Source organism: Paenibacillus sp. FSL R10-2736 (assembly GCF_038000245.1).
Lineage (GTDB): Bacteria > Bacillota > Bacilli > Paenibacillales > Paenibacillaceae > Paenibacillus_AQ > Paenibacillus_AQ phytohabitans.
Genome location: NZ_JBBOBN010000001.1, coordinates 5843796 through 5865770 on the forward strand (window position 1 = coordinate 5843796; position 21975 = coordinate 5865770).

A 21975-nucleotide genomic window follows, 5' to 3' on the forward strand; every position below is an offset into this window, starting at 1 on the left:
CATCAAAGGCTACACCATGCTAATTCAAGGCGGCATTGTATCAGATACGGGCTCATCTACATCCTAAGCAGTTCACGGATATCCTCTTCCGACAGCCGGGTGGTCTTGTTCTCTCCAGCTTCGATGACTTCTTCGATGAGATCCTTTTTGCGCTGCTGCAGCTCTAGAATCTTCTCCTCGATGGAGCCTTCTGTGATAAGCCTGATCACCTGCACCACATTCCGTTGCCCCATCCGGTGCGCTCTTCCGATGGCCTGCTCTTCTACTGCCGGATTCCACCACAGGTCATATAAAATAACGGTGTCCGCGCCGGTCAAATTAAGGCCCGTTCCGCCAGCTTTGAGCGAGATTAGGAATACTTCGCCTTCGCCTTCATTGAAACGCCTGCACAGCTCTACCCGTTCCCTGGCCGGAGTGGAGCCGTCGAGATAAAAGGGCTCCACACCCGCATCCACCAGGCTCTGCCGGATCAGCTCCAGCATGCTGGAGAACTGCGAGAACACCAGCATTCTTTTGCCCGAATCGCGGCATTCCTGCACGGTTTCCAGCAATTGCGCAAGCTTGCCTGAGCCGCCCGTATAATTTTCAATGAACAATGACGGGTGGCAGCAGATCTGCCGCAGACGGGTGATTCCCGCCAGAATCTTCATCCGGCTCTTTTGGTAGCCTTCAGTTAGCAAATCCTGTTCGGTATCGTCACGGAGCCTGGATAAGTATGCGAGATACACTTGCTTCTGCTCATCCAGCAGTTCTGTGCGCTGCACGGTATCGATGCGGTCCGGCAGCTCCTCCAGCACATCTTTTTTGAGCCGCCGCAAAATAAAGGGAGATACGATACTGGCGATACGTCCGGCAGGCAGCTCCTTAAAGGTCGAGCGTCCGGCAAACAGCGACGGGAATACTGTACTGAAGATAGCTTCCAGCTCATCCACCGAATTCTCAATCGGTGTTCCAGTCAGGGCGAATTTCCGGCCAGCCATAATAGATTTAACGGCCTGGGCTGTTAGGGAAGCTGAATTCTTGATCGCCTGGGCTTCATCCAGGATTAGCGCATGAAAGTTGGTGCCGGAATACAGGTCAATATCTCTCCGGAGCAGCGGGTACGAAGTAATAATTACATCCGCTTCCTCCATGGCTTTACTCTCCAGCAGTCCGCTGCGCTCCTCCTTCTGCCCTGCCGCTACCAGCACTTTAACCTCTGGAACAAACTTGGCAAATTCATTCCCCCAGTTATAGGTCAAGGATGCCGGACAGAGAATCAGCACCGGAGCTTTCACCTGCACCTCAGTCTCCGGCTCAGCCAGTTCGGAGCAGATATAAGCGATACTCTGAATGGTTTTACCCAGTCCCATATCATCCGCCAGAATTCCGCCGAATCTGAACTTCGACAACGTCTTCATCCACTGGAAGCCTCTGGCCTGATAGTCACGGAGCACAGGCTTAAGCTCAGCCGGCAGCTCGAACTCCAGACTGTCCGGTTCCCGCAGCTGCTCCAGGAATACCCGGAGAGACTTGCCCCACTTCGTATGCTTGAACCCCTGCCCCCGCTCCGGAAGCTGCAGCGCCTGAACGGAAGGCAAGCGTATCACGGATTGCTTCAGCTCTTTCCGCTTTAGATTCAGCCGCTCGGCCACATTACCGAATTCGCTGAAGCTTTCATCTGCAAGGGACAGAAAGGCCCCGCTGCTAAGTCGGACATATTTCTTTTTCTCCACGATAGCCTGCATGACGCGAACCGTCTCCTGTTCATCCAATCCCTCCAGCTCAAACGAGATATCCAGCCAGTCCAGGCCCTCATTTAAATTCGCTTTGACTTTGGGATAAGATTTACGCGCCAGCACAAGTCCCTGAACAGCCGGGGTAACCAATAGTTCTGCATAGTCTTCCAGCACTGGAATAACCTCATATAGCGCCTCATAAAGAACCGGTTCATTTACTGAAGCCCAGTGCTCCCGCTCCCGCCTGAGTGGAGAATTATCCAGAACCGCGATGATCTTATTTTCCTGCTGAACATTCCTGATCAGGATCTTCTGCTCGCGGACTGCGTCATCAGGTTTCTCTTCCAGCGGGTTGATAATAATCTCCTCATAATGGAATTCCAGCCGAAACGTCAATATGCCATCCACATAATCCAGATACAGCTTTGCCTGCATGTCCGGTTCCACAATCCGCTCGCTTACTGCCTGCTCCACCCTTACTTTCCCTAGCTTTCTTAAGGCTGGCAGTACCTGCTGAACGACCGATTCGATTTGTCCGGGAGCGATCTCAATATTCTGCGATGCCGCAAATTGCTGTTTTAATAGTGAAAGCATGCTTATAACATCACTGTTCATTGAATATATCTTCCCATTCATGATTACAGTGGAGTAGTCCGGAAACAGCATCAGATGATCCAGTGCTGAAGCTGACAGAACATAGTCCTGTCTCTTCCCTGGTCCAATCGTAAATTCAAGCGGAGGCGCCTCTTCTGCAAGCTCAGCCCGAATTCCCGGGTTCACCGGTCCCCCCATAATGACATTCACCTCCGGAAAAAGCAGTTTAAGCTTGTCCCAGGCCAGCGGGGTAACGACAATTGTTTTCCCGTCCTTTAAGGAGTTATTATAATAGCTGGGGAGATCATTTCTATAAATTTTTTCAGTGTTTTTCATTAGAATCAGCAGTTCAAGGAATTTCATATCCGCAGGATTAATGTGCTGGTTTTCAGCATCAAAGGTAAATATACTCTTGAAGTATAACGGCTTACGCTGCTCGAAATGCTCTAGAAACTCGTTTATTTTGGACACTACATACAGGCGTTTGATTCCCACACGCATTTCAACGGAGAATCGCGGACTGCTGCTGTAACCATTAACGTTAAGCGTGAACTCAAACTGCAGCGGCTCTGCAAGACCAAATAGTACAGGCTCACTCTCACGGTTAAAAACCGATTTCTGAAAAGAAGAAATAAGGTGCTCCGTCTGGTTGTATTTGGACTTGTTTACGCGTCTGGATGGAGCAGCTTGTGCATCGGCAGGCTCCTTAATCTGCTGCATGTGTATAGCAATAAGTGTTGCCGCTACATGTTTACAGCAGCTATAGTTCTCATAGGCAGGACAAGAACAGTCTGCTTTGAAGGTATCGGTACGGTCATAAATATCAATATTCACCTCATATACTTTCCTTCCCTTCACCTGTGCTTCATAGCTGCTATCGCCCGGGTAAAAGGTAAGGCTGCGGACACACCCCTGTTCATAATAAGACTTCCCCCGGTTATAAAAGTCAGTCCCGCAGAAGTCTCTAATGGCTCTCATAGTAATCTTCATAATAATCACCTTCTCAATATAAAATTCACCTTCATAATATATAGCTAATCACTAGGCATCGCACCATTCCTGCCATTATCATAACTCCAGGCAACAACTGTGGCGCTGTCCCGGCCTAACTGCTGATGCACATCTGTCAATACATCTTGTACACACTTCTCCAGCTCCTCTTCACCTGCAAAAGCAGCATAAAGCCTGCGCGGGTCCTCAAGTACTCTTGCTCCTACCTCCAACAGACCGTCCGTAGTCATCACGATTACGTTATGCCCCTGCCGCAGCTCACGGATTCCGGAAGAATAGCAGGCAACCGGCTGGTCGAAGGTGTTCACGAATCCGATCCATTCATAGTAATTGCGCTGGTTCAAAGCATATTGCCCGCGGGCGGCCAGATCCGGATGAAGCAGATACAGCGAGTTATCTCCTACAGAGAACCACCAGATGTAATTCTCCATACGCACGCTAATCAGACACGCGGTCTCCCCTGTAACCTGCCTGCACTTCCTTATGAAATCCTCCGACTTAAAAATAGACAATAGAAATTCCTCCAGCGCATGAAACGCCTGAAGAACCGGCAGCGAGAGCAGCCTTATGATTTCACCAGCTCCACTGTCGATTGTGCGGATCAGTAGTTCCGCGCTTTCTGCAGTGTTATGGGCATCCAGGAGCATGACAAATTCCCAGCCGCCGCCTGGTTCATTTAATACGCAAGCACCATCCTCATTCTTATCAGCGCCCGCTGCCGTGTTCCCGCCGTAACGGCCGATCACCGTACTCTTATATGTAACTGTTACCGGATTGTCGAGATGCATCTCGTCACTGCCCGTCCAGCTGAACTTAAATATCTCTTGTTCCATCGTGACCTTCCCGCCCTTCCAAGCAGATTCTATGTTTATATGATTATACACTTTCTCTATCTAACCCGGTCACGCAAAAAAAGAGACCAGCACCCTGCTGCGTCTCTTCGTAATGTGAAACCTTTTGCTATATACGCTTAATCTGCCGCAACACGGAACAACGCTGCTCCATGGGGCGGAATGGCTGCAGTCAGTGTATCTTCGAGCAGGCCGGTTTGCTTCCCGGTCCACAGCTCCTTGGCCTTAACCCCGCTGCCCACTCCCAGATCGGCAATAGCTACAGACACGTCCGCCAGTAGCTCGCCTGTGTTGAACAAAGCTACGAACCGCTCGCCTTCAGGACCTTCGGCTAACCACACAACCTGATCGCCGCGACGGCTGATCTGCCGGGCGCCATAACTGTGACGGTGCATGTTCAGCACATCCTTGTTCGTGAGAAGAGACAGTGTCCATTCATCGTTATCACGCATCTCGCCCCCGAACATGAGCGGGGAACGGAAGAGGGTCCATAAGGTCATCATCGTTACTTGCTCGTCCTTCGTAAAGTTCGTCCAGCGGTCATGCTGCACACCGCGTATTCCGATACGCCCAAGCGGCAGCATATCGCAATCCGGCCAGCAGCCGGGTTTAGGCCGGCCTTCCCAAGTGGAACAGCGGTCGAACATATCCAGGAGGAGCGGCCAGCGGTCCCAGAAATCATCCGTCATTCTCCATACATTCGCATGGTTCTCCAAGAAGTCAGCATGCTTCACAGGTGCAGGTCCCGGCGACAGGCTCAGCACAATGCTGCGGCCAGTATGGTCAATGGCTTTGCGGATCAGCTCGATCTCGGCCAGATGGGGGCCGCCATGCAACCAGGAATCTGCGATATCATCCACCTTGATGTAATCGACATCCCATGACGCGTACAGCTCGAACAAAGAATTGTAATATTCCTGGGCACCTTCCTTGGAAGCATCCACACCATACATATCCGTATTCCAGCCGCAGAAGGAACAGGTATGTGCGATATCGCGTGCAGTCACCGCCGTTCCCATGATGGGTGTATTGTCGTGAACCGCCTGACGGGGAATACCGCGCATAATATGAATTCCGAACTTCAGGCCAAGACTATGTACATAATCAGCAAGCGGTTTAAACCCAAGACCGCCTTCTGCCGAAGGGAAACGGTTCACCGCAGGAATCAGCCGGGAATATGCGTCTGTCTCCAGCCGGACAAAAGGACGATACTGGTCCGACACGGCCCCGGGCTCATACCACTGAATATCAACCACTATATATTCCCAGCCATGCTCCTTCAGGTTGCGGGCCATGTATTCAGCATTCCCCCGTACCTCTGCCTCCGTCACCGAAGCACCATAGCAATCCCAGCTGTTCCAGCCCATTGGCGGTGTAGGGGCGAATTCCCAATGATTCATAAGTTATGTGACCTCCATTTGTGAATGAATTGTATTTTATTGTGGATACAGAATCATTGTATCGGCTATTCCTGTCTGTTTCCACCGTAAAATTGATTCACAAATAGCACAAAATTGCTGTCCGAGGTTCAATCCACCTTCGCCCCGTAGGAACGCATAAACAGAGCAGCCTGCTCCAGATCCATCCGCGCGCCTTTCACATCCAGTGCCTTCAGGTCAACACCCTGTAGATTCGCTCCCCGCAGGTCGGCCCCTGCAAGCTTGGCCCGGCCCAGCGATACCCGCTCCAGATTGCAGTCTCTGAGATCAGCCTTCGTCAGGTCGGTATCGGTGAAGTCGGCCTCGAAGAAGCGCACTCCGCGCAGGTCCTGCTTGCTCAGATTGGCATGCCGCAGATTCGTGTACGACCAGTCTCCACCGTCAATGGTAATGCCGTCCACCTGGGCGCCGGAGAAGTCCGAGCCGGTCATTTTGCAGGCGATAAATTTGGAGACAAAGAGATTCGCGCCGTTAAACTTGCAATTCTCAAACGCAGACTCGTTATGAATCGAGGAGTTCAGGCTGACACCCTTGAAGTCGCATTCAATGAACCGGCAGTAGCTGGTATCGATCTCCTCCATAGAAGTGTTCATGAAGGTGCATTTCTCAAAAGTGCAGCTGATCAGCTCACCATAACGCAAATCCTGCCCGTCAAAATGGACACGGGTAAATTCGCGGTCTTTATATTGATACATGGGTTAACCTCCGGTATATAGTATTTATTGTGTACAAAAAACTTGGCGGCCCTCACCAGAGAACTCCCCGGAAAAGACCGCCGACACTTATTAAGCTTATGTTCCATCTCTATTATAGTACGCTTTTAGCCTTCCTGGTTAGTCTGGCCCTATCCCTTGTTCTTCGCCTGAGCAGCCTTCCGCCGCGATTTGCTCTTGTCATTCTTTAATTGAAGCTTCTCTTCAGCAAGTCTTGCATGCTCTGCCTCCCGCTGCTGTTCCCGCAGGAGCTGATCTGCTGCCCGCTGCACTGCTTTCAGCTGCACTTCCTTGCCGATCTGAGCCTGCAGCACCGGATCAAGAAGGCGCAGATGCTGCTCAAAAGCCTCCGGGTACAAGAAGCTTTTCTCGCCCGTATTTCCGGAGAAATCAATGATAATCCGCTCTTCCACATGACCTACGACAGTTCCCGCTCCATATTTGCTATGCTCAACCTGCATCTGGATTAAGTTCATCTTCTCCCCATCTCTTTGTTCAGATATTTGCCCGTATAGCTCTTCTCATGCACCGCAACCTCTTCAGGAGTTCCTGTACAGACGATCTCTCCCCCATCCGCACCGCCCTCCGGGCCGAGATCAATAATGTAATCAGCATTCTTGATCAGCTCCAGATTATGTTCAATGACCACTACGGTGTTGCCGGCATCGGTCAGGGAATGCAGGACATCAATTAACTGGTGCACATCGGCAAAATGCAGTCCGGTCGTCGGCTCATCCATCACATATAGCGTGGAGCCGGTAGCCGGCTTAAGCAGCTCTGCCGCCAGCTTCACCCGCTGCGCCTCGCCGCCTGACAAGGTCGTGGAGGATTGACCCAGCTTGATATAACCGAGGCCAACGATGCAAAGAGCCTCAAGCTTTTTACGGATCTTCGGAATATTGCCAAAGAACTGGACGGCTTCCTGAGCGTTCAAGTCCAGCACATCCGCGATGCTTTTACCTTTATAATGCACCTCAAGCGTCTCCCGGCTGTATCTCCGTCCCTTGCAGATGCTGCACTGCACATACACATCCGGCAGAAAATGCATCTCCACCTTGATCAGTCCGTCCCCCGCACAGGCTTCACACCGGCCGCCCTTGATATTGAAGGAGAACCGTCCCGGGCCGTAGGCACGAACCTTGGCCTCATTCGTCAGTGAGAACAGTGTGCGGATATTATCGAATACCCCGGTATAGGTGGCAGGATTAGAACGCGGAGTACGCCCGATCGGCTTCTGATCGATATTAATAACTTTGTCGAGATGCTCTATCCCGTCGATACTCTGATGTTCCCCGGGAATCGTATGAGCCCGATTAAGTGTAGAAGCCAGCTTCTTGTACAGGATTTCGTTGACCAGACTGGATTTGCCTGAGCCGGAAACCCCGGTCACACAGGTTAACGTGCCTAAGGGAATAGATACCGTAATCCCCTTCAGATTGTTGGCGGCAGCTCGGGTAATGGTCAAATGTTTGCCGTTTCCGCTCCGCCGCTCTTCCGGGACGGATATTTGTTTACTGCGGGACAGGTACTGGCCGGTGATCGAGCGGGATTCGGCCAGTATATCTGCAAGGGAACCCTGCGCCACAACCTCTCCGCCGTGTATTCCGGCATTTGGACCTATATCGACAATCCAGTCCGCCTGGCGGATCGTATCTTCATCATGCTCCACTACAATTAACGTATTGCCGAGGTCGCGCATCTTCTTCAGAGCCAGCAGCAGGCGGTCATTATCCCGTTGATGCAGGCCGATCGACGGCTCGTCAAGAATATAGAGGACACCCATAAGACCGGAACCCAGCTGTGTGGCCAGACGGATGCGCTGACTTTCACCGCCTGATAACGTTCCGGCAGCTCTCGAGAGCGTCAGATAATTTAGTCCGACATTATTCAGGAACTGGAACCGGGCATCAATCTCCTGCAGGATGGTACCGGCAATCTCCGCATTCGCAGCAGTCAGGCTAAGCCCGGCAATAAAGTCTACCGCAGCCTCCACGGACAAATGGCAGAACTCTGCAATGCTTTTACCGCCGATCTTCACACCAAGCACAACAGGTGAGAGACGGTCACCGTGACAATGGGGGCAAGGCAGAACGGACATGTATTCCTCCAGTTCCTTCTTCATCGCTTCGGATGGAGTTTCCCGGTAACGCCGCTCCAGATTATTGACGATTCCTTCGAAGGCTTCTTTGACATAGTTCCGGAGGGCATCACCGGGATGGTGCACTTCAAGCTTCTCGCCGTTAGTCCCGTACAGCAGCGCGTTCATAGCCTCTGGCGGCAGCTCCTGCAGCGGAGTGTCGAGGTCGAAGCCATATTTTTCACCCAAGGCCTCGTAGTACATTTTGCAAAAAGAGTGGGTCTTCACATTACTCCAGCCGTTCGCGATAATCCCGCCGGATTGGATGGAGCGGCTGGTATCCGGCATGATTTTATCCGGATCCACCTTCAGATGTGAACCCAGACCTGTACAGGCCGGGCAAGCCCCTTCATGGTTATTGAAAGAGAACATGCGGGGGGATAGCTCCGGCAAAGACACTTCACAATGCGGGCAGGCGTAGCTCTGCGAATACGTCACCTCTTCACCGCTGGCACTCTGGTGAATGATCACCAAATCCCCGGACAGGGCAAACGCATGCTCCAGAGAATCGGCCAGCCGCTGAACATCAATGTCTTTCACGATCAGCCGGTCGATAACAATTTCGATGGAGTGCTTTTTATTCTTGTCCAGGGAAATGGGGTCTGTTACATGATGGACCGCACCGTTCACCCGGACACGGACATATCCGCCCAGCTTAGCCTGCTCGAATATATGCTGATGCCCGCCTTTTTTGTGCCGGACCATGGGCGCCAGCACCTCATATTTGGTTCCTTCCGGCAGCCCCGCAATCTGTTCTACAATCTGGTCCACGGATTGCCGCTGTATGATCCGCCCGCAGGACGGACAATGCGGGGTTCCGATCTTAGACCATAACAACCGCAAATAGTCATAAATCTCAGTTACCGTTCCTACGGTGGAACGCGGATTGCTCGAGGTAGTTTTCTGTTCAATGGCGATGGCAGGTGACAGCCCGTCAATGGCATCCACATCCGGCTTGCCCATCAGTCCCAGGAATTGCCGGGCGTAGGATGATAAAGATTCCACATAACGCATCTGTCCTTCGGCGTAGAGCGTATCAAAAGCCAGGCTTGATTTACCCGAGCCGCTCACTCCGGTGAACACTACTAACTGATTACGCGGAATGTTAAGGCTGATATTCTTCAGGTTATTTTCTCTTGCTCCGCTTACCGTTATATATTGATGCAATAGTAGTCCTCCAGTATTGACCGGAAACCCGGCCATTTCAGTTCATCTGCGGCTCCCAGGCCATTTGATAATAATCACCTATAAATAAATTGTAGCATATGCCTGTCAAGTATTTTTACCATATAATGTTATAAAATCAATAATTATTTCCCCCTTTTTTCTCCATGCTCTGTAATTCCATTGTAATCCAGCACTCGCTTATGAGCAGATAGGATCACAGCAAAGCGGCCCCCGGCCGTCATTACGGTCCAGGGGCCACTTTATGTTAGTAGATTGAGTCAACGTTCACTGCCGTCTCTCTCCATGTACTCTATTTTCTCCCGGTTGATTCTGTAGAGCTTATCGTCCGGGCCCGGATTGAGGCTGTCACTCGCTGCCACGAACCTTCTATCCGTATCCCGCAGCATATACACTCCGGTTAGAACCTCTCCCCCGGTCAGCTTAATGTTCATTCTGGAGGCCTGGTAATAATTCGCGGCATACCAGCTGTACAGCGGCCGCATCAGCAGTTTGCCGATTACGAAATAGAGTGTAACCATGACCAGCAGCAGCGCATACACTACTGCCCGGTCCTGCCCGTAGACGAAATAGAGGATATCGAACTGATCCGTCATATTCAGGTTGTAGGTAACAATGAGCTTACTCATCAGCTGCATGCCGAACAGCAGATAGAAGCTTAAGCCAAGCAGCACATGTATCAGCAGAATCCAAGGCCGGTAAGGCGAACTCTGCTTGCGCATACCGGATGTCAGACAATACGTAACGAGCAGTCCTGCGGCAGCCAGTGAAATAAGCAGAGGATTCCTCAGCGGATGAAGAACGTACAGAAGCAAGCCGTTAATCCCGGTAAAGATAAGAATATCCGCCAGTATGGATTTGGTACGCTCTCTGAGGCTGCCCGCCGGAAGCTGAACCGGGGAGCCGCCCTGCAGGAAGTCCACCGCCCACACGATCAGGAGCAGCAAGCTAAACCAGGTTAGTGTAATTGAAAATGGTATCAGATTGAAATACTGCAAGAACGAAACACCATCCTTATTTTTCCTTAACCATAGCATTCCGGCCGGTCTCCCTGCCGTAACATTCGTCTCCTTCATTATTGTTCTGAACACACTTTCACTACTACCGGAGGGTAACCACTTATGCTGTTGCTGGAATCATGCGTTATTGCGTTATTGCTGTCTTTTTCATATAAAATGCAAAAAAAGAGTACAACCGCATCTCGCGCAGCTGACTCTTTTTTGAAGTAACAATTATTTAAGGTCTTGTATGAGCGTTCTTATCTTGGAATAATGACCGCTTACCCGATCGGCCACGTAATTGTACATTAGCTGATTTTCCGCAAGCTTCGCCATTTCCATATCCATGTCCACATTATTGCCGTTATTATTCATCGCCGTATGGTTGTTCGTAATCATGCGGTAAGGGATTAAGGGAGCACCAGCATCCTTGGTCTGCAGATGTTTGTGATGGGTCTGCTTTATTTCCAGGTCATCCTGAGTGTCATTCTGGATAGCGCGTCTGAGTTCCTCCTGGAACTCAACGGTTTTCTTCTTGTAGTTGGGGGTGTCTGCATTGGCTATATTCTCGGCTATCGCTCTGTGCCTTACATTGAGTACATTTAATAAGGATTCGTTAATTTTTGAAGAGCTGCTCTGAATCAAAGTGAACCTCCTTCTCCGTCAATCAAGCTGTATAGTTTGAATTTTAAATAATACCCTTTTATCTTACAATACCATGACCCAAATATAAAGCAGCGTCCAGCCGGGCACATAACCATTTATGTATAAGAAAAAAGAGCCACAGCTCATCTACAGAGCCAGCGCCTCTTCCGTAATTCTTTTAATATCAATGGAGGACAGTGTTTCTTCATTCACCATATCCGGCAGGATTTCTGCCAGGAAGTAATCCACACATCTCAGCTCAATGTTCTTGATCTTGATCAGCGCATTGCGGTACATCACCACAAATTCCTTCTCCGTGTTCCCTCTTTGCAGCTCGGCAAAAGCTTCATACACCTGATCCATCTTGTCGGCAACCTCCAGAATCAAGCCTTCAATCGACTCGTCCTTGCCCTCGCGCAGCTGATGGTAGAAGATGCTTTTGAACTCTTCCGGGATATGCTCCTTGATGAAGTTGTCTATCATGCCCTCCTCGACCTGCTGAATCAGCGACCTTAGCTGGAGTGAGGAGTGCTTCACCGGAGTTTTGATGTCCCCGATAAAAATCTCTCCGTAATCATGGCTGCTCGTAATCTCGTACAGCTTCTTCCAGTCGATCACCGCACCGTGTTTCTCTTCAATATCTGCCAGTGTTTTGGCGTATTGTACGACCTTCCAGGAATGGGCCGCTACGCTGTGCTCCTCGAATTTGAATTTGCCCGGACAGCGGATAATGCGTTCCAGTTCATTCAGTGAGCGAAAATACTTGTGAATTCCCATGAGGCCAGTCCTCCCGTATGTTAATGATAGGCTCCGCTAGAGTACAGTTTAATCCTCCAGTATTAACCCCGGATGAACAACAAGACCTCTTTGTGTAAAAAGTCCGTGTATTCCATGATTCATCTGTATTTTCCCGGCCTCTCCCCGCCCTATTGCGGTCAGCATCCCCGACTAAGGTCGGGAACAAAGAACAGTCTGCAGGCTGTTTTGCTGCGCAGGATTAATTCGTACAATACATACATAGACAACGCAGTGAACACGCCGCGAACCGGCGATCACCATATAAGAGAGGAAGATTTTCATATGAAAAAATTATACCGTTCCGTAACTGACAGCAAACTTACAGGCTTATGCGGAGGATTGGCACGCTGGCTGAACGTTGACACTACCCTTGTCAGATTGCTCGTAGCCGCCGCTGCCGTATTTAGCTTCGGTACCGTCCTGGTCCTCTATGTCATCGGCAGTGTCATCGTGCCCAAAGAATCCTATGGCGGCTTCACTGACGGTTTCGATTATTAATCACTCGTTCCAGAATACCCAACCCCAACTAAAAAGGAGATCATAACCATGAGTATATTCCAAAGAATCACAACATTAACCAAAGCAGCTATCCACGAGGGATTGAACAAACTGGAAGATCCGATGCTGCTTACCGGACAATATCTGCGGGATCTGGAGGATAAAATCACCGATGCCGAGAGCAAACAGCGTGAATTCAAAGCCGCTGCCAGTGTGCTGGAGCGCCGCATCTATGAATATCAGGTGCTTGCGGAGCGCAGTGAGGCGGAAGCCGTTCAAGCGATGAGCGAAGGCAATGAGCCGGCAGCACGCGCTGCGGTAATGGCTAAACTGCGCTATACGGAGAGCGGACAGGAATGCACAGCCGGACTGCAGGAGACTCAGGCCACACTCGCCTCGCTTGAGGTTCAACTGGCGAATGTGAAGGAAGAGCATAAACGTCTCAAGGCCAAAAGAGCCGAGCTGGCTGAACGCGCCCGCAAAGCGGCAGAGATTAAGCAGGCGGCTCAAGCAAGCGCCTCTGGTTCCCCGGCCGGATATCGCGGCCAGGTCTTGAACGCCGGCAGCGCATCCCGCGGCTTCGAACGGATGGAGGATAAGATTGCTATGCAGGAAGCCCTTGCTGAGCAATCCGGACTGGCAGCAGCAGCTGCCGCCGCTCCTGAATCTCCGCTGAATAGCGCGGTTGAGGCTGAGCTTGAGCGCCTGCGTAACCGCAAATAAGCTGACGGTGTGAGGTCAGCAAGACAACAACGACAACAAGGATGCCTCCCTTTTCATAAGGGCTGGCATCCTTGTTTGGTGTCTATGCGAGTATGACAGCAAAGGCTTCGTAAGGCTGTAATTGCAATTGCTTAAAGTCCACATCATCTCTGGAATAGTTGCCGATGATGAATCCGGCCTGACCCAGCTCCGGCAATTCCAGCGTGATTGGCTCCCCGCTGAAGTTGGCCGTCACCAGCCAGGTCTGTCCTTCATAGCGGCGGAAGTACATGAACACTTGATCCGGCACGCCGGTCACCAGTTCGAAATCACCCCATACCACAATCGGGTTGTTCTTCCGCAGTTCAATCAGCTTACGGTAGCAATGGAACACAGAATCCGGGTCCTTCAGATTCGCCTCCATATTAATTTCCTTATAATTCGGATGTACAGGCAGCCATGGCTCTCCGGCTGTAAATCCTGCATTACGGGTAACATCCCATTGCATCGGGGTCCGGGCATTATCTCTTCCCTTCGCATTAATGGAATGAATGATAGCTTCCTTGGCATAGCCTTGACCGATCCGTTCATGATACATATTGATAGCCTCAATATCCTGCGCTTCGCTGATATCCTGAATAGGATAATTAGTCATTCCGAGCTCCTCGCCCTGATAAATGTAAGGCGTGCCCTTCATCAAATGCAGAAGAATGGCGAACATTTTGGCGCTCTGCACACGGTACTGTTTATCATTGCCCCAGCGCGATACAATTCTCGGCAAATCATGATTGTTCCAGAATAGACTGTTCCAGCCCTCGTTCCCCAGCTCGGTCTGCCATTTCGCCAGCACCTGCTTCAATTCGCTTACATCCAGAGGCTTCAGATCCCACTTCTCTCCCCCGTCCTGCTGATCCAGACCGATGTGCTCGAACTGGAACACCATCGACAGCTCCTTGCGGTCCGGATTGGAATAGAGCTTGGCTACTTCCGGAGTCGCCCCCCAGGTCTCTCCCACCGTCAGAACATCATGCGCTCCGAAGGTCTCCCGGTTCATCTCCTGCAGATATTCATGAAGCTTCGGACCATTTCCTGTGATCTCCTGATCGGGAATTTTGCCGACCAGATCAATCACGTCCATGCGGAATCCGCCGACGCCCTTATCCAGCCAGAAATTCATCATGTCCCATACCTCTTGACGGACCTTGCTGTTCTCCCAGTTCAGATCCGGCTGCCTGCGGCTGAATAAGTGCAGAAAGTACTGGCCGCTGACTTCGTCAAGCTCCCAGGCCGATCCGCTGAAGGTTGAACGCAGGGAATTGGGAACGCCGCCGTTGACCGGGTCACGCCAGATATAATAGTCACGGTACGGGTTATCCCTTCCTTTACGGGCTTCACTGAACCATGGGTGCTCATCCGAGGTATGGTTGACGACCAGGTCCATAATAATCCGGATATTGCGCTGCCTGGCCTTCTCAATTAATTCATCCATGTCATTCATGGTTCCGAATTCGGTCATAATATCCTGGTAATCGCTGATATCATAGCCGTTATCGTCATTGGGTGATTTGTATACGGGACTAAGCCAGATTGCGGTAATGCCAAGCTGCTCCAGATAGTCCAGCCTGTTCATAATCCCCCGGAGATCGCCGATTCCATCCCCGTCGCTGTCTTGAAAGCTTCGGGGATATATCTGATAAATTACAGCTGTCTGCCACCATTTCGTATTGTTCAACCCATTCACTCCTGTATGCTAAATTTAACTACAACCATGGACCAGATGCGCAGGGACGGCAAAGTGAATCTGGCCGCAAGTCCTTGCCCGTGCGGAACCACCTCGTAATCCAGGACAATCACTTCCTGGGCCTGATCATCCGGGCTGGCCGTGTAAATGCATTCAATCGGCTGTTCGATTAATAGTGTGCACACTACACCACTTTGAGCTTCAGGCCGCTGTTTCTTGCCATGCTCCCAATAATCATCTTCAAGCCCGGCAAGATTAATCAGCTGCAGGATCTGATAACCCGGCTTGCGCTTAATGATCGTCCAGACAGAATCAATATCTCCGTTCGGTGCAAAAGGCACATTGCCTTCGAAGGTAATCTCGGTGTTAACCCCGGCGGTATAGGTATAAGACACATCTTCTAATTGCGCATCATGTATCAGCACTCCAAAACGCACGATGAAATCATAGTAACGTCTGACCTCAATGGCAAATTCAGGCCGCATCACTGCATAATCGGGATAGTAGGGCATCGTCAGCATTCCATGATCCTCACCCAGCAAGAGGTGATATCCCCCGCTGGCGAATATGGAGGCCATCGTCAGCAGCGCCCCGTTCTCAGCCCACTCCTTGTCATGCCCGGCTTCCGGGTAGAAGGAGGGCAGATAGGCGGAGAGGATCACCGGCTTGTGCGGGTCCAGTGAGCGCGCATGATCGATCAGTCCTTTAAGCTCACGCAACCGGACTACAGGCGGCCATACTTCAATATAAAGCGCCTCCTGATCCGCCGAAGCCGTCTTGTGGATAGGGTAATTGCCCACATTATTGAAAATAACCCCGGCCTCTGCCTTGATTTCCTTTACGGCCGCATGGGTCCGGTTGATCAGTGCCGGATAACATTCCGCCAAATCGACCTGTTCTTCTTTCCCCCCGATCCGGCGCACAGCTTTCTTCGGAAAACCGTATTGATCCATATGAATTCCGTCGAATCCGGCCTGTACGGCCTGACGGAACTGTTCAACAATATGATCGGTCCAAGGCGAATCCGGTGTAATATCCATAATATAGAACAGATCTATTAATTGAAACGGTTCTCCCTGGCGGTTATACAGTCCCCATTCCGGACGCGCCTGCAAGAAGTCCTTAAGACTTGCATATACCGCTCCATAGGCCAGGGCCGCCATCCCTTTATCGTGTACGGCTGTGACCTTTTCACGGACCACCTTATAGGACATCGTCCGGCCCATCGGATCAATAAATTCATCCTCTTTTGGAACCAGATCATCATGCCGGTACATCCAGTCATAGAACTGTATGACATTCAAGTGGAATTTGTTCATGCTGTCGACGTCACGGGTGTCTCCGGATTCTTCACTCCGGAAATCGCTCAGAAATCCATACCGCGGCGCCCGGCCCCAATGATCGGCAATATCGTATGAGGTATAGGCGGTTGAGACTACAGCTTCATTGCAGAGAACTGCAGCCTTGACCCCATAACCCGCCCACTCTGTAGCTTCAGTGAACAAGGGAACAGGCACTTTTTGTCTCAAGCCTGGTTCCGTACGGATGCTAAGTCTTTCTTCAGCAACCTGCTGCTCCAGCTTGTAGAAGCCGACAACCAGCTGCAGAGCCGCTTTCTCCCGGGTCTCCACTTCAATGATAATGCTGCCGGATTGACCGGTTTTGTACTGGGCTTGATCTGGATATATATCTATATGCGTCAATACGCCATTGTCCATATGAATACTCCATTCCATGTAGATTGAGCTTAGCCATTCCGCTTATTTCTTGCCGTTTTCAGCCAGCCAGGCATCCAGCTGCTTTTGTACTTCCGCGAGTACTTTGTCTGCTCCCGCCGCTTTTTGTTTTTCCAGCATTTTAGGAAGGGACTCTTCCGGATCGAGCTGGCCGGACTTCAGACCGTCAACAAAGGTTTTGTTGGCGTTGTCGATCGAGATCAATTCATTTTTTACCGGCTCCGGATCGAAGACAAATCCAAAGATCCGCGAAGGATTAGAAGAAACCTGTTCGTTGAACTTCTCGTAGTTCTGGTATTTATTCGGATCCTCGCCTACACGGGTATAGTTGAGCATTTGATTGCCGAGCTGCCACATAATATCGTGATAGTAGCCGACATTATCTGTAGTTTTGCCTTCCGGCAGCGCAATTTGTCCGTCTTTGAGCACATAATGTGTTCCCTCAATCCCGAAGTTGAAGAGGGTCAGCAATTCCTTGTCCTTATAGAACAGGTTAAGCAGCATCATGGCACGTTCCGGATCTCCGGAGCTTTTTGCAATCGCATACATGGTTGCTGTCATCTTGCCTGTCTGCAAACGGTCAATATTAAGCGGAACCTGCAGCATCTCACGGCCCGCTTTAATCGAACCATTCGGTGATAAGGCTGCTGTGCCGATCTCCATATCCGCGATAATATCCATATCAGAGACAAAGGCGAAGCCTTTCCCCGCTTGAATCTTCTTCCAGGCGTCCAGACCAGGTGTCAGTGCATCCTTGTTAATGTATCCTGCCTTGTACCATTTGTTGGTAAGCTTGGCAAGCTCCAGATACCGCGGAGTCGTGTAGGAATTGATGACTGTATAATCATCTGCCGCTGTTCCCACGGTGTTAATCGCTGCAATACTCACAATAGAATCCAGATTCGTGGAGGAATAGTAAGCTTCGAGAGGAAAGCTCGGTGCCACTAAAGGCGTAATCCCCGGTTCGTTCTCCTTGATGGTTTGAAGCATAGGCTCCAGATCCTCGACTTTACCAGACTTCAGTGCAGTCAGATCAAAGTTATATTTGTCCACAAGCTCTTTGTTCAAGTAGACCCCTTGTGCACCGCCCAGCTCCTGGTGGGTATGAATACCGTATAGCTTGCCGCCGCGTTTAGCCGGCCCATGATAGTCCTTCTCTACAGCTTCGATGTCCGGGCCGTATTTAGCGAGCAGCTCATCCAGCGGCAGCAAGCCTCCCTTGGTTACCTGTTGCTGGAACCCGAGCCAATCCGCTGTGAACAGCAGGTCCATTTTGTCGCCGGAGGCCATCATCAGGTTCGTTTTATCACTCCAGGCGCCCCAGTCGATGGGATTCAGCTTGACCGTCATGTTCATCTCCGGATAGGCCTTTGCCAGATAATCATTCATCGCATCCTGTACCCGCTGACTATCATTCTGCGGCGCATCGGGGAATACCATTACCACTTCGTAAGGCTTCAATTCGGAGCTGGCCGCGCCTCCAGGCTGGGCTGTGCCCGCCGGTGAATTCGCACCATTATTTCCGCCGCAGCCGGTTACTACAACTGAAGTCAGCACAAGCGATGTCAATACAACAGAACTCTTTTTCAACCACTTCATAAATAGTAGACCTCCCTGGAATCCTTCTGTATTCTTCCTCATCATTCTGAACTTGCTTATACTAATCCGGTCATATACCGGGATCAGCCTTTCACAGCGCCTACGGTAAGTCCTTTGACGAAATACTTCTGCAGGAAAGGGAATACCAGCACCAGCGGTCCGATTGCAATCATCGCCATCGCCATCCGGATGGATTCAAGCGGCGTTGTGACCTGTGCGGTTGAGCTGTAAGCCTTATTGGCAATCGTCTGCAGGAACGAAGCGTTCATTAAGGTTTTGGTCAAAAGATATTGCAGCGAGAACAGCTTCTCATTCTGGATGAAGACCAGGCTTGTAAACCAGTCGTTCCAGTAGGATACGGTGGTGAATAACCCGATTGTGGCCATTACAGGCAAGGACAGCGGCAGAATAATGCTAAAGTATGTCCGGAATTCACCTGCCCCGTCGATCTGAGAGGAATCAATCAGGGAAGGCGGTATGCTGTTCGTGAAGAAGGTCCGCATGATGATAACGTTGAAGCCGCCGATCAGACCCGGAATGATAAGCGCCATCAGCGTATCCTGAACATGCAGGAACCGGGTGTAGACAAGATACCAGGGCAGCAAGCCGCCCGAGAACAGCATCGTGATCAGGATGTAGAAGCTCAGGGCACCTCTAAGCGGAAACTCTTTCCGTGACAATGCATAAGCCATGGCCGAAGTCACAAACAGACTGATGACAACTCCAATGAGCGTTACCGAGGCAGACACACCGTAAGCCCGCAATATTTTCCCGGCATCTTCAAACAGATACTGATATGCGACAAGACTGAATTTGCCGGGCCAGAAGCTGTATCCATTCGCAGTCACCCAGTCTTCATCAGCAACCGAGATCATAAATACAAGCCAGAACGGGATCAGGCAGGCAAGACTGAACAATGACAGGACGATAAGGATAAAGGGATTGGTTCGTTTTTTCTCCATGGTGTTCTCCTTTTAGAACAAAGCATTTTCTTTGCTGAATTTACGGACGGCCAGGTTGACAGTAATGACAAGTGTAAAGCCAACCACCGATTGCAGCAGCCCTGCCGAGGAGGCGAGTCCCGTATCACCGGTAACCATTAACGCCCTGTATACATAGGTATCGATAACATCCGTTGTCTCTTTGATCATGCCGGAGGCCATGGTTGCCTGATAGAACAGACCGAAGTCAGCGTTAAATATCCGGCCGATCGCCAGCAGTGTCATGATGATAATGATCGGTGCAATCAGCGGAATTGTAATTTTCGTCATTTGCTTCAAGCGTGTGGCCCCGTCAATGACGGCTGCTTCATAATATTCAGAATCTATTCCGACAATGGCTGCCAGATAGACGACGGCCGAGTAACCCACACCCTTCCAGGTGTTAACAAGGGTCAGGATATAAGGCCAATGCTCTGCTTCCGCATACCAGTTTCTAGGATCTATCCCGAAGGGCTCCAGAATGAATCTGTTGATGAATCCCAGCTCCGGATTCAGAAATCCATAGACGATATAGCCGACAATGACCATGGAAATGAAATTGGGCAGGATTACTGTGCTCTGAAAGAACTTGGAGGCGAACTTATTTTTGACCTCGTTAAGGAGAAGTGCCAGCATCACAGCGAGTATCGTATTGATGATCAGGAAGCTAAGGTTGTACAGCAAGGTATTCCTGATGATCAGCCAAGCGTCGTTCGAAGCAAACAGAAACTTAAAGTTGTCCAGTCCGATCCATTTGCTGCCCCATATTCCTGCCGTATAATTCAGGTCCTTGAAGGCCAGGAAAATACCGAACATGGGCAGGTAGTTATTGATCAGCATCAGCAGCACACCAGGCAGAGCCAGCACGACCAAGGCCCTGTACTTCCATATGCTTTTCCATTTTGAGTTGCTTTCCGAAGCCATAGTTCCACACCTTCTTATTGGGTTATGGCTTCATTATAAGGAGTTGCCTGCAGCTGCTCTGCCGTTTTTATAACCTTAGTCTATTCGTTTTGTGACCTTGCGGTATTCCTGTGGATTGACGTTGAACTGCTTGCGGAACATTTTGGTAAAATGAGAGAAATTGCTGTAGCCTACCTGCTGCGCGATTGCGCTGACCGGCATATCCGTGGTGTCCAGAAGCTCGCGGGTGCGGTCCAGCTTCACTGAAATCAGGAAATCGATAAGGATCTGGCCGGTCTCTTTCTTGAACAGCCTGGAGAGGTAAGCCGGGTTCAAGCCCACATAATCAGCGACACTGGCCCTGGAGATCTCTTCCTCCACATGCTGCTGAATGTAGCGGATGGACCGCTCAATCACACCGCCCTTCTCCTGCCGCTCGAATTCCGCCTCCATGACCGCCGATACGATCCCTTCCGCCCAATGCCTGTATTGAAGCAGTCCCCGTATCCTAGCGGTTGTCCAGTCTGTAAACAGGACTATGCTTCCCGCATTGATTCCTCTAACCTGCAGGAAGTGGTATATAATCTGCAGGGTATCCTGATGCAATGCGTCCAGATGTCTTCCCTGAAAGCAAGGATTGGCTTCCAGCTTCGCTGTCAGATTATGAATGAACTGCACAGCGGACTCACGTTTGCCGTTCAGCATATAAGAGATCAGATCATCCAGCAGGATATCCTCCGAATTAGAATCAGGTGATAATAATATCTGGTCCTGCGGTAAGTATAAAAGCACGGATTGGGTCCGGGAGATATTGTCACGCTCCATGATCTTTAGACTTTCACACATTCCCGGCAGCTCCTGCAGGGGTTTGAACGAACCGACATAGCAGGTAACGATGCTGTAGAACAACTCCTGGCAAGCTTTGATAAAACGTTTACCTATGGCCGTGAGCTGCTGAATGCTAACCTTCTTAGCTGCATGGTCTCCCTCCACACCTCCGGCATACAGCAGAATGAACAAAACTCCGCTTTTATCGGTGACGGCCTCCCCCGGATGCTCTTCTGTGAAACATTCCTCCGCCGCTTTCTTCACAGCATATTCCATGATTTCCTGATCACGCGGGCTGAGCGGTTTGGACCACTCCTCAATACTGATCAGAATCGGGAGCACCTGATCCTCAGGATTCAACCCTACCCCCGCACCCGCCAGCTCCCTATCAAAGAAATCCCCGAACGACAGGATGCTGCGGGACAACAAATCCTGCCAGAAACGTTCCACACGCTTCGGCTTTTCTTGTTGCCACAGATTCAGATACTTATGATACATTTGGTTATAGGACTCATACTCTTCCTTCTCGCGGATAGCAGCCATCATTCCCGATACGGCAGACAACAGCTCATCCGTGTCAACAGGCTTCAGCAAGTAATCAAAGCTCCCGAGGTTAACAGCTTTCTTGGCATAGGAGAATTCGGAATGGCAGGTCAGAAAAATCGATTCCGTCCAGGGAGAGTGCTCCCTCACCCAGCCAACCAGGGAAAGTCCGTCTTCATCGGGCATTTCAATATCGCAAATCAGCAATTCTATTCTGTGATCATTCAGCAGCTCCCTGGCCTTGTCGGCCCTGTTCGCCGTCAAGACCTCATCAATTCCATACGCCTTCCAGTCGCAGCAGTAGAGCAGCCCCTCCACAGCGAATTGTTCATCATCTACAATCAATAATCGCATGG

At 50.6% G+C, this 21975-nt stretch carries 17 protein-coding genes; 2 read left to right on the top strand and 15 right to left on the bottom strand.

What is annotated here, in order from left to right:
* Positions 1-56 precede the first annotated feature (56 nt).
* The 9 genes from NSQ73_RS24900 to NSQ73_RS24940 form a co-directional block, all read right to left on the bottom strand.
* The gene (locus NSQ73_RS24900; protein ID WP_340988574.1) at positions 57-3302 is read right to left on the bottom strand and encodes a DEAD/DEAH box helicase; all 3246 of its coding nucleotides are present in this window, start codon (positions 3300-3302) and stop codon (positions 57-59) included.
* A 44-nt stretch (positions 3303-3346) separates the two neighbouring features.
* A complete protein-coding gene (locus NSQ73_RS24905) occupies positions 3347-4156 on the bottom strand; it encodes a protein phosphatase 2C domain-containing protein (protein ID WP_340988575.1) in 810 nt (269 codons plus the stop codon).
* A 137-nt stretch (positions 4157-4293) separates the two neighbouring features.
* Entirely contained in the window at positions 4294-5574 is a 1281-nt protein-coding gene (locus tag NSQ73_RS24910) for a glycoside hydrolase family 27 protein (protein ID WP_340988576.1), read from the bottom strand.
* A gap of 128 nt (positions 5575-5702) precedes the next feature.
* A complete protein-coding gene (locus tag NSQ73_RS24915; protein ID WP_042211190.1) occupies positions 5703-6308 on the bottom strand; it encodes a pentapeptide repeat-containing protein in 606 nt (201 codons plus the stop codon).
* Between the two features lie 149 nt (positions 6309-6457).
* Positions 6458-6802: a hypothetical protein gene (locus tag NSQ73_RS24920; RefSeq protein WP_340988577.1), complete on the bottom strand. Its 345-nt coding sequence runs from the start codon at positions 6800-6802 to the stop codon at positions 6458-6460.
* A complete protein-coding gene (gene uvrA / locus NSQ73_RS24925) occupies positions 6799-9666 on the bottom strand; it encodes an excinuclease ABC subunit UvrA (RefSeq protein ID WP_340988578.1) in 2868 nt (955 codons plus the stop codon). The genes NSQ73_RS24920 and uvrA overlap by 4 nt, the downstream gene beginning before the upstream one ends.
* Positions 9667-9908: 242 nt before the next feature.
* Positions 9909-10685 (bottom strand): hypothetical protein, encoded by a 777-nt coding sequence (locus NSQ73_RS24930; RefSeq protein ID WP_340988579.1) that lies wholly within the window; start codon positions 10683-10685, stop codon positions 9909-9911.
* 195 nt (positions 10686-10880) lie between these two features.
* Positions 10881-11291, bottom strand: coding sequence for a flagellar basal body rod protein FlgB (flgB, locus tag NSQ73_RS24935; RefSeq protein ID WP_340988580.1), 411 nt, complete (start codon positions 11289-11291; stop codon positions 10881-10883).
* Positions 11292-11438: 147 nt separating this feature from the next.
* Positions 11439-12068 (bottom strand): YfbR-like 5'-deoxynucleotidase, encoded by a 630-nt coding sequence (locus NSQ73_RS24940; RefSeq protein WP_340988581.1) that lies wholly within the window; start codon positions 12066-12068, stop codon positions 11439-11441.
* A gap of 303 nt (positions 12069-12371) precedes the next feature.
* On the opposite strand from NSQ73_RS24940, the gene NSQ73_RS24945 reads away from it, so the two are divergent.
* Both NSQ73_RS24945 and NSQ73_RS24950 read left to right on the top strand, forming a co-directional pair.
* On the top strand, positions 12372-12587 hold the full coding sequence (locus tag NSQ73_RS24945) for a PspC domain-containing protein (protein WP_042211185.1): 216 nt from the start codon (positions 12372-12374) through the stop codon (positions 12585-12587).
* Between the two features lie 48 nt (positions 12588-12635).
* Complete coding sequence (locus tag NSQ73_RS24950) at positions 12636-13310, top strand: PspA/IM30 family protein (RefSeq protein ID WP_340988582.1); 675 nt, start codon at positions 12636-12638, stop codon at positions 13308-13310.
* An 82-nt stretch (positions 13311-13392) separates the two neighbouring features.
* Here the strand turns inward: NSQ73_RS24950 and NSQ73_RS24955 are convergent, their stop codons facing one another.
* The 6 genes from NSQ73_RS24955 to NSQ73_RS24980 all read right to left on the bottom strand — a co-directional run bounded on the left by NSQ73_RS24955 (position 13393) and on the right by NSQ73_RS24980 (position 21973).
* Positions 13393-15021, bottom strand: a complete 1629-nt coding sequence (locus NSQ73_RS24955) for a glycoside hydrolase family 13 protein (protein WP_340988583.1) — start codon at positions 15019-15021, stop codon at positions 13393-13395.
* 5 nt (positions 15022-15026) lie between these two features.
* Positions 15027-16748, bottom strand: coding sequence for a glycoside hydrolase family 66 protein (locus NSQ73_RS24960; protein ID WP_340988584.1), 1722 nt, complete (start codon positions 16746-16748; stop codon positions 15027-15029).
* Positions 16749-16790: 42 nt separating this feature from the next.
* Positions 16791-18365: an ABC transporter substrate-binding protein gene (locus NSQ73_RS24965; protein WP_340988585.1), complete on the bottom strand. Its 1575-nt coding sequence runs from the start codon at positions 18363-18365 to the stop codon at positions 16791-16793.
* An 83-nt stretch (positions 18366-18448) separates the two neighbouring features.
* Positions 18449-19327 (bottom strand): carbohydrate ABC transporter permease, encoded by an 879-nt coding sequence (locus NSQ73_RS24970; RefSeq protein WP_076242447.1) that lies wholly within the window; start codon positions 19325-19327, stop codon positions 18449-18451.
* 12 nt (positions 19328-19339) lie between these two features.
* A complete protein-coding gene (locus tag NSQ73_RS24975) occupies positions 19340-20269 on the bottom strand; it encodes an ABC transporter permease (protein WP_042134547.1) in 930 nt (309 codons plus the stop codon).
* A 75-nt stretch (positions 20270-20344) separates the two neighbouring features.
* Positions 20345-21973 (bottom strand): response regulator, encoded by a 1629-nt coding sequence (locus NSQ73_RS24980; RefSeq protein WP_340988586.1) that lies wholly within the window; start codon positions 21971-21973, stop codon positions 20345-20347.
* Positions 21974-21975: the final 2 nt, after the last annotated feature.

Bases quoted from the DNA above. Each gene is read 5' to 3' on its own strand.
- NSQ73_RS24900 (WP_340988574.1), bottom strand. From the start codon at position 3,302: ATGAAGATTACTATGAGAGCCATTAGAGACTTCTGCGGGACTGACTTT.
- NSQ73_RS24905 (WP_340988575.1), bottom strand. From the start codon at position 4,156: ATGGAACAAGAGATATTTAAGTTCAGCTGGACGGGCAGTGACGAGATG.
- NSQ73_RS24910 (WP_340988576.1), bottom strand. From the start codon at position 5,574: ATGAATCATTGGGAATTCGCCCCTACACCGCCAATGGGCTGGAACAGC.
- NSQ73_RS24915 (WP_042211190.1), bottom strand. From the start codon at position 6,308: ATGTATCAATATAAAGACCGCGAATTTACCCGTGTCCATTTTGACGGG.
- NSQ73_RS24920 (WP_340988577.1), bottom strand. From the start codon at position 6,802: ATGAACTTAATCCAGATGCAGGTTGAGCATAGCAAATATGGAGCGGGA.
- uvrA (WP_340988578.1), bottom strand. From the start codon at position 9,666: ATGGCCGGGTTTCCGGTCAATACTGGAGGACTACTATTGCATCAATAT.
- NSQ73_RS24930 (WP_340988579.1), bottom strand. From the start codon at position 10,685: ATGCTATGGTTAAGGAAAAATAAGGATGGTGTTTCGTTCTTGCAGTAT.
- NSQ73_RS24940 (WP_340988581.1), bottom strand. From the start codon at position 12,068: ATGGGAATTCACAAGTATTTTCGCTCACTGAATGAACTGGAACGCATT.
- NSQ73_RS24945 (WP_042211185.1), top strand. From the start codon at position 12,372: ATGAAAAAATTATACCGTTCCGTAACTGACAGCAAACTTACAGGCTTA.
- NSQ73_RS24950 (WP_340988582.1), top strand. From the start codon at position 12,636: ATGAGTATATTCCAAAGAATCACAACATTAACCAAAGCAGCTATCCAC.
- NSQ73_RS24960 (WP_340988584.1), bottom strand. From the start codon at position 16,748: ATGGACAATGGCGTATTGACGCATATAGATATATATCCAGATCAAGCC.
- NSQ73_RS24965 (WP_340988585.1), bottom strand. From the start codon at position 18,365: ATGAAGTGGTTGAAAAAGAGTTCTGTTGTATTGACATCGCTTGTGCTG.
- NSQ73_RS24970 (WP_076242447.1), bottom strand. From the start codon at position 19,327: ATGGAGAAAAAACGAACCAATCCCTTTATCCTTATCGTCCTGTCATTG.
- NSQ73_RS24975 (WP_042134547.1), bottom strand. From the start codon at position 20,269: ATGGCTTCGGAAAGCAACTCAAAATGGAAAAGCATATGGAAGTACAGG.
- NSQ73_RS24980 (WP_340988586.1), bottom strand. From the start codon at position 21,973: ATGCGATTATTGATTGTAGATGATGAACAATTCGCTGTGGAGGGGCTG.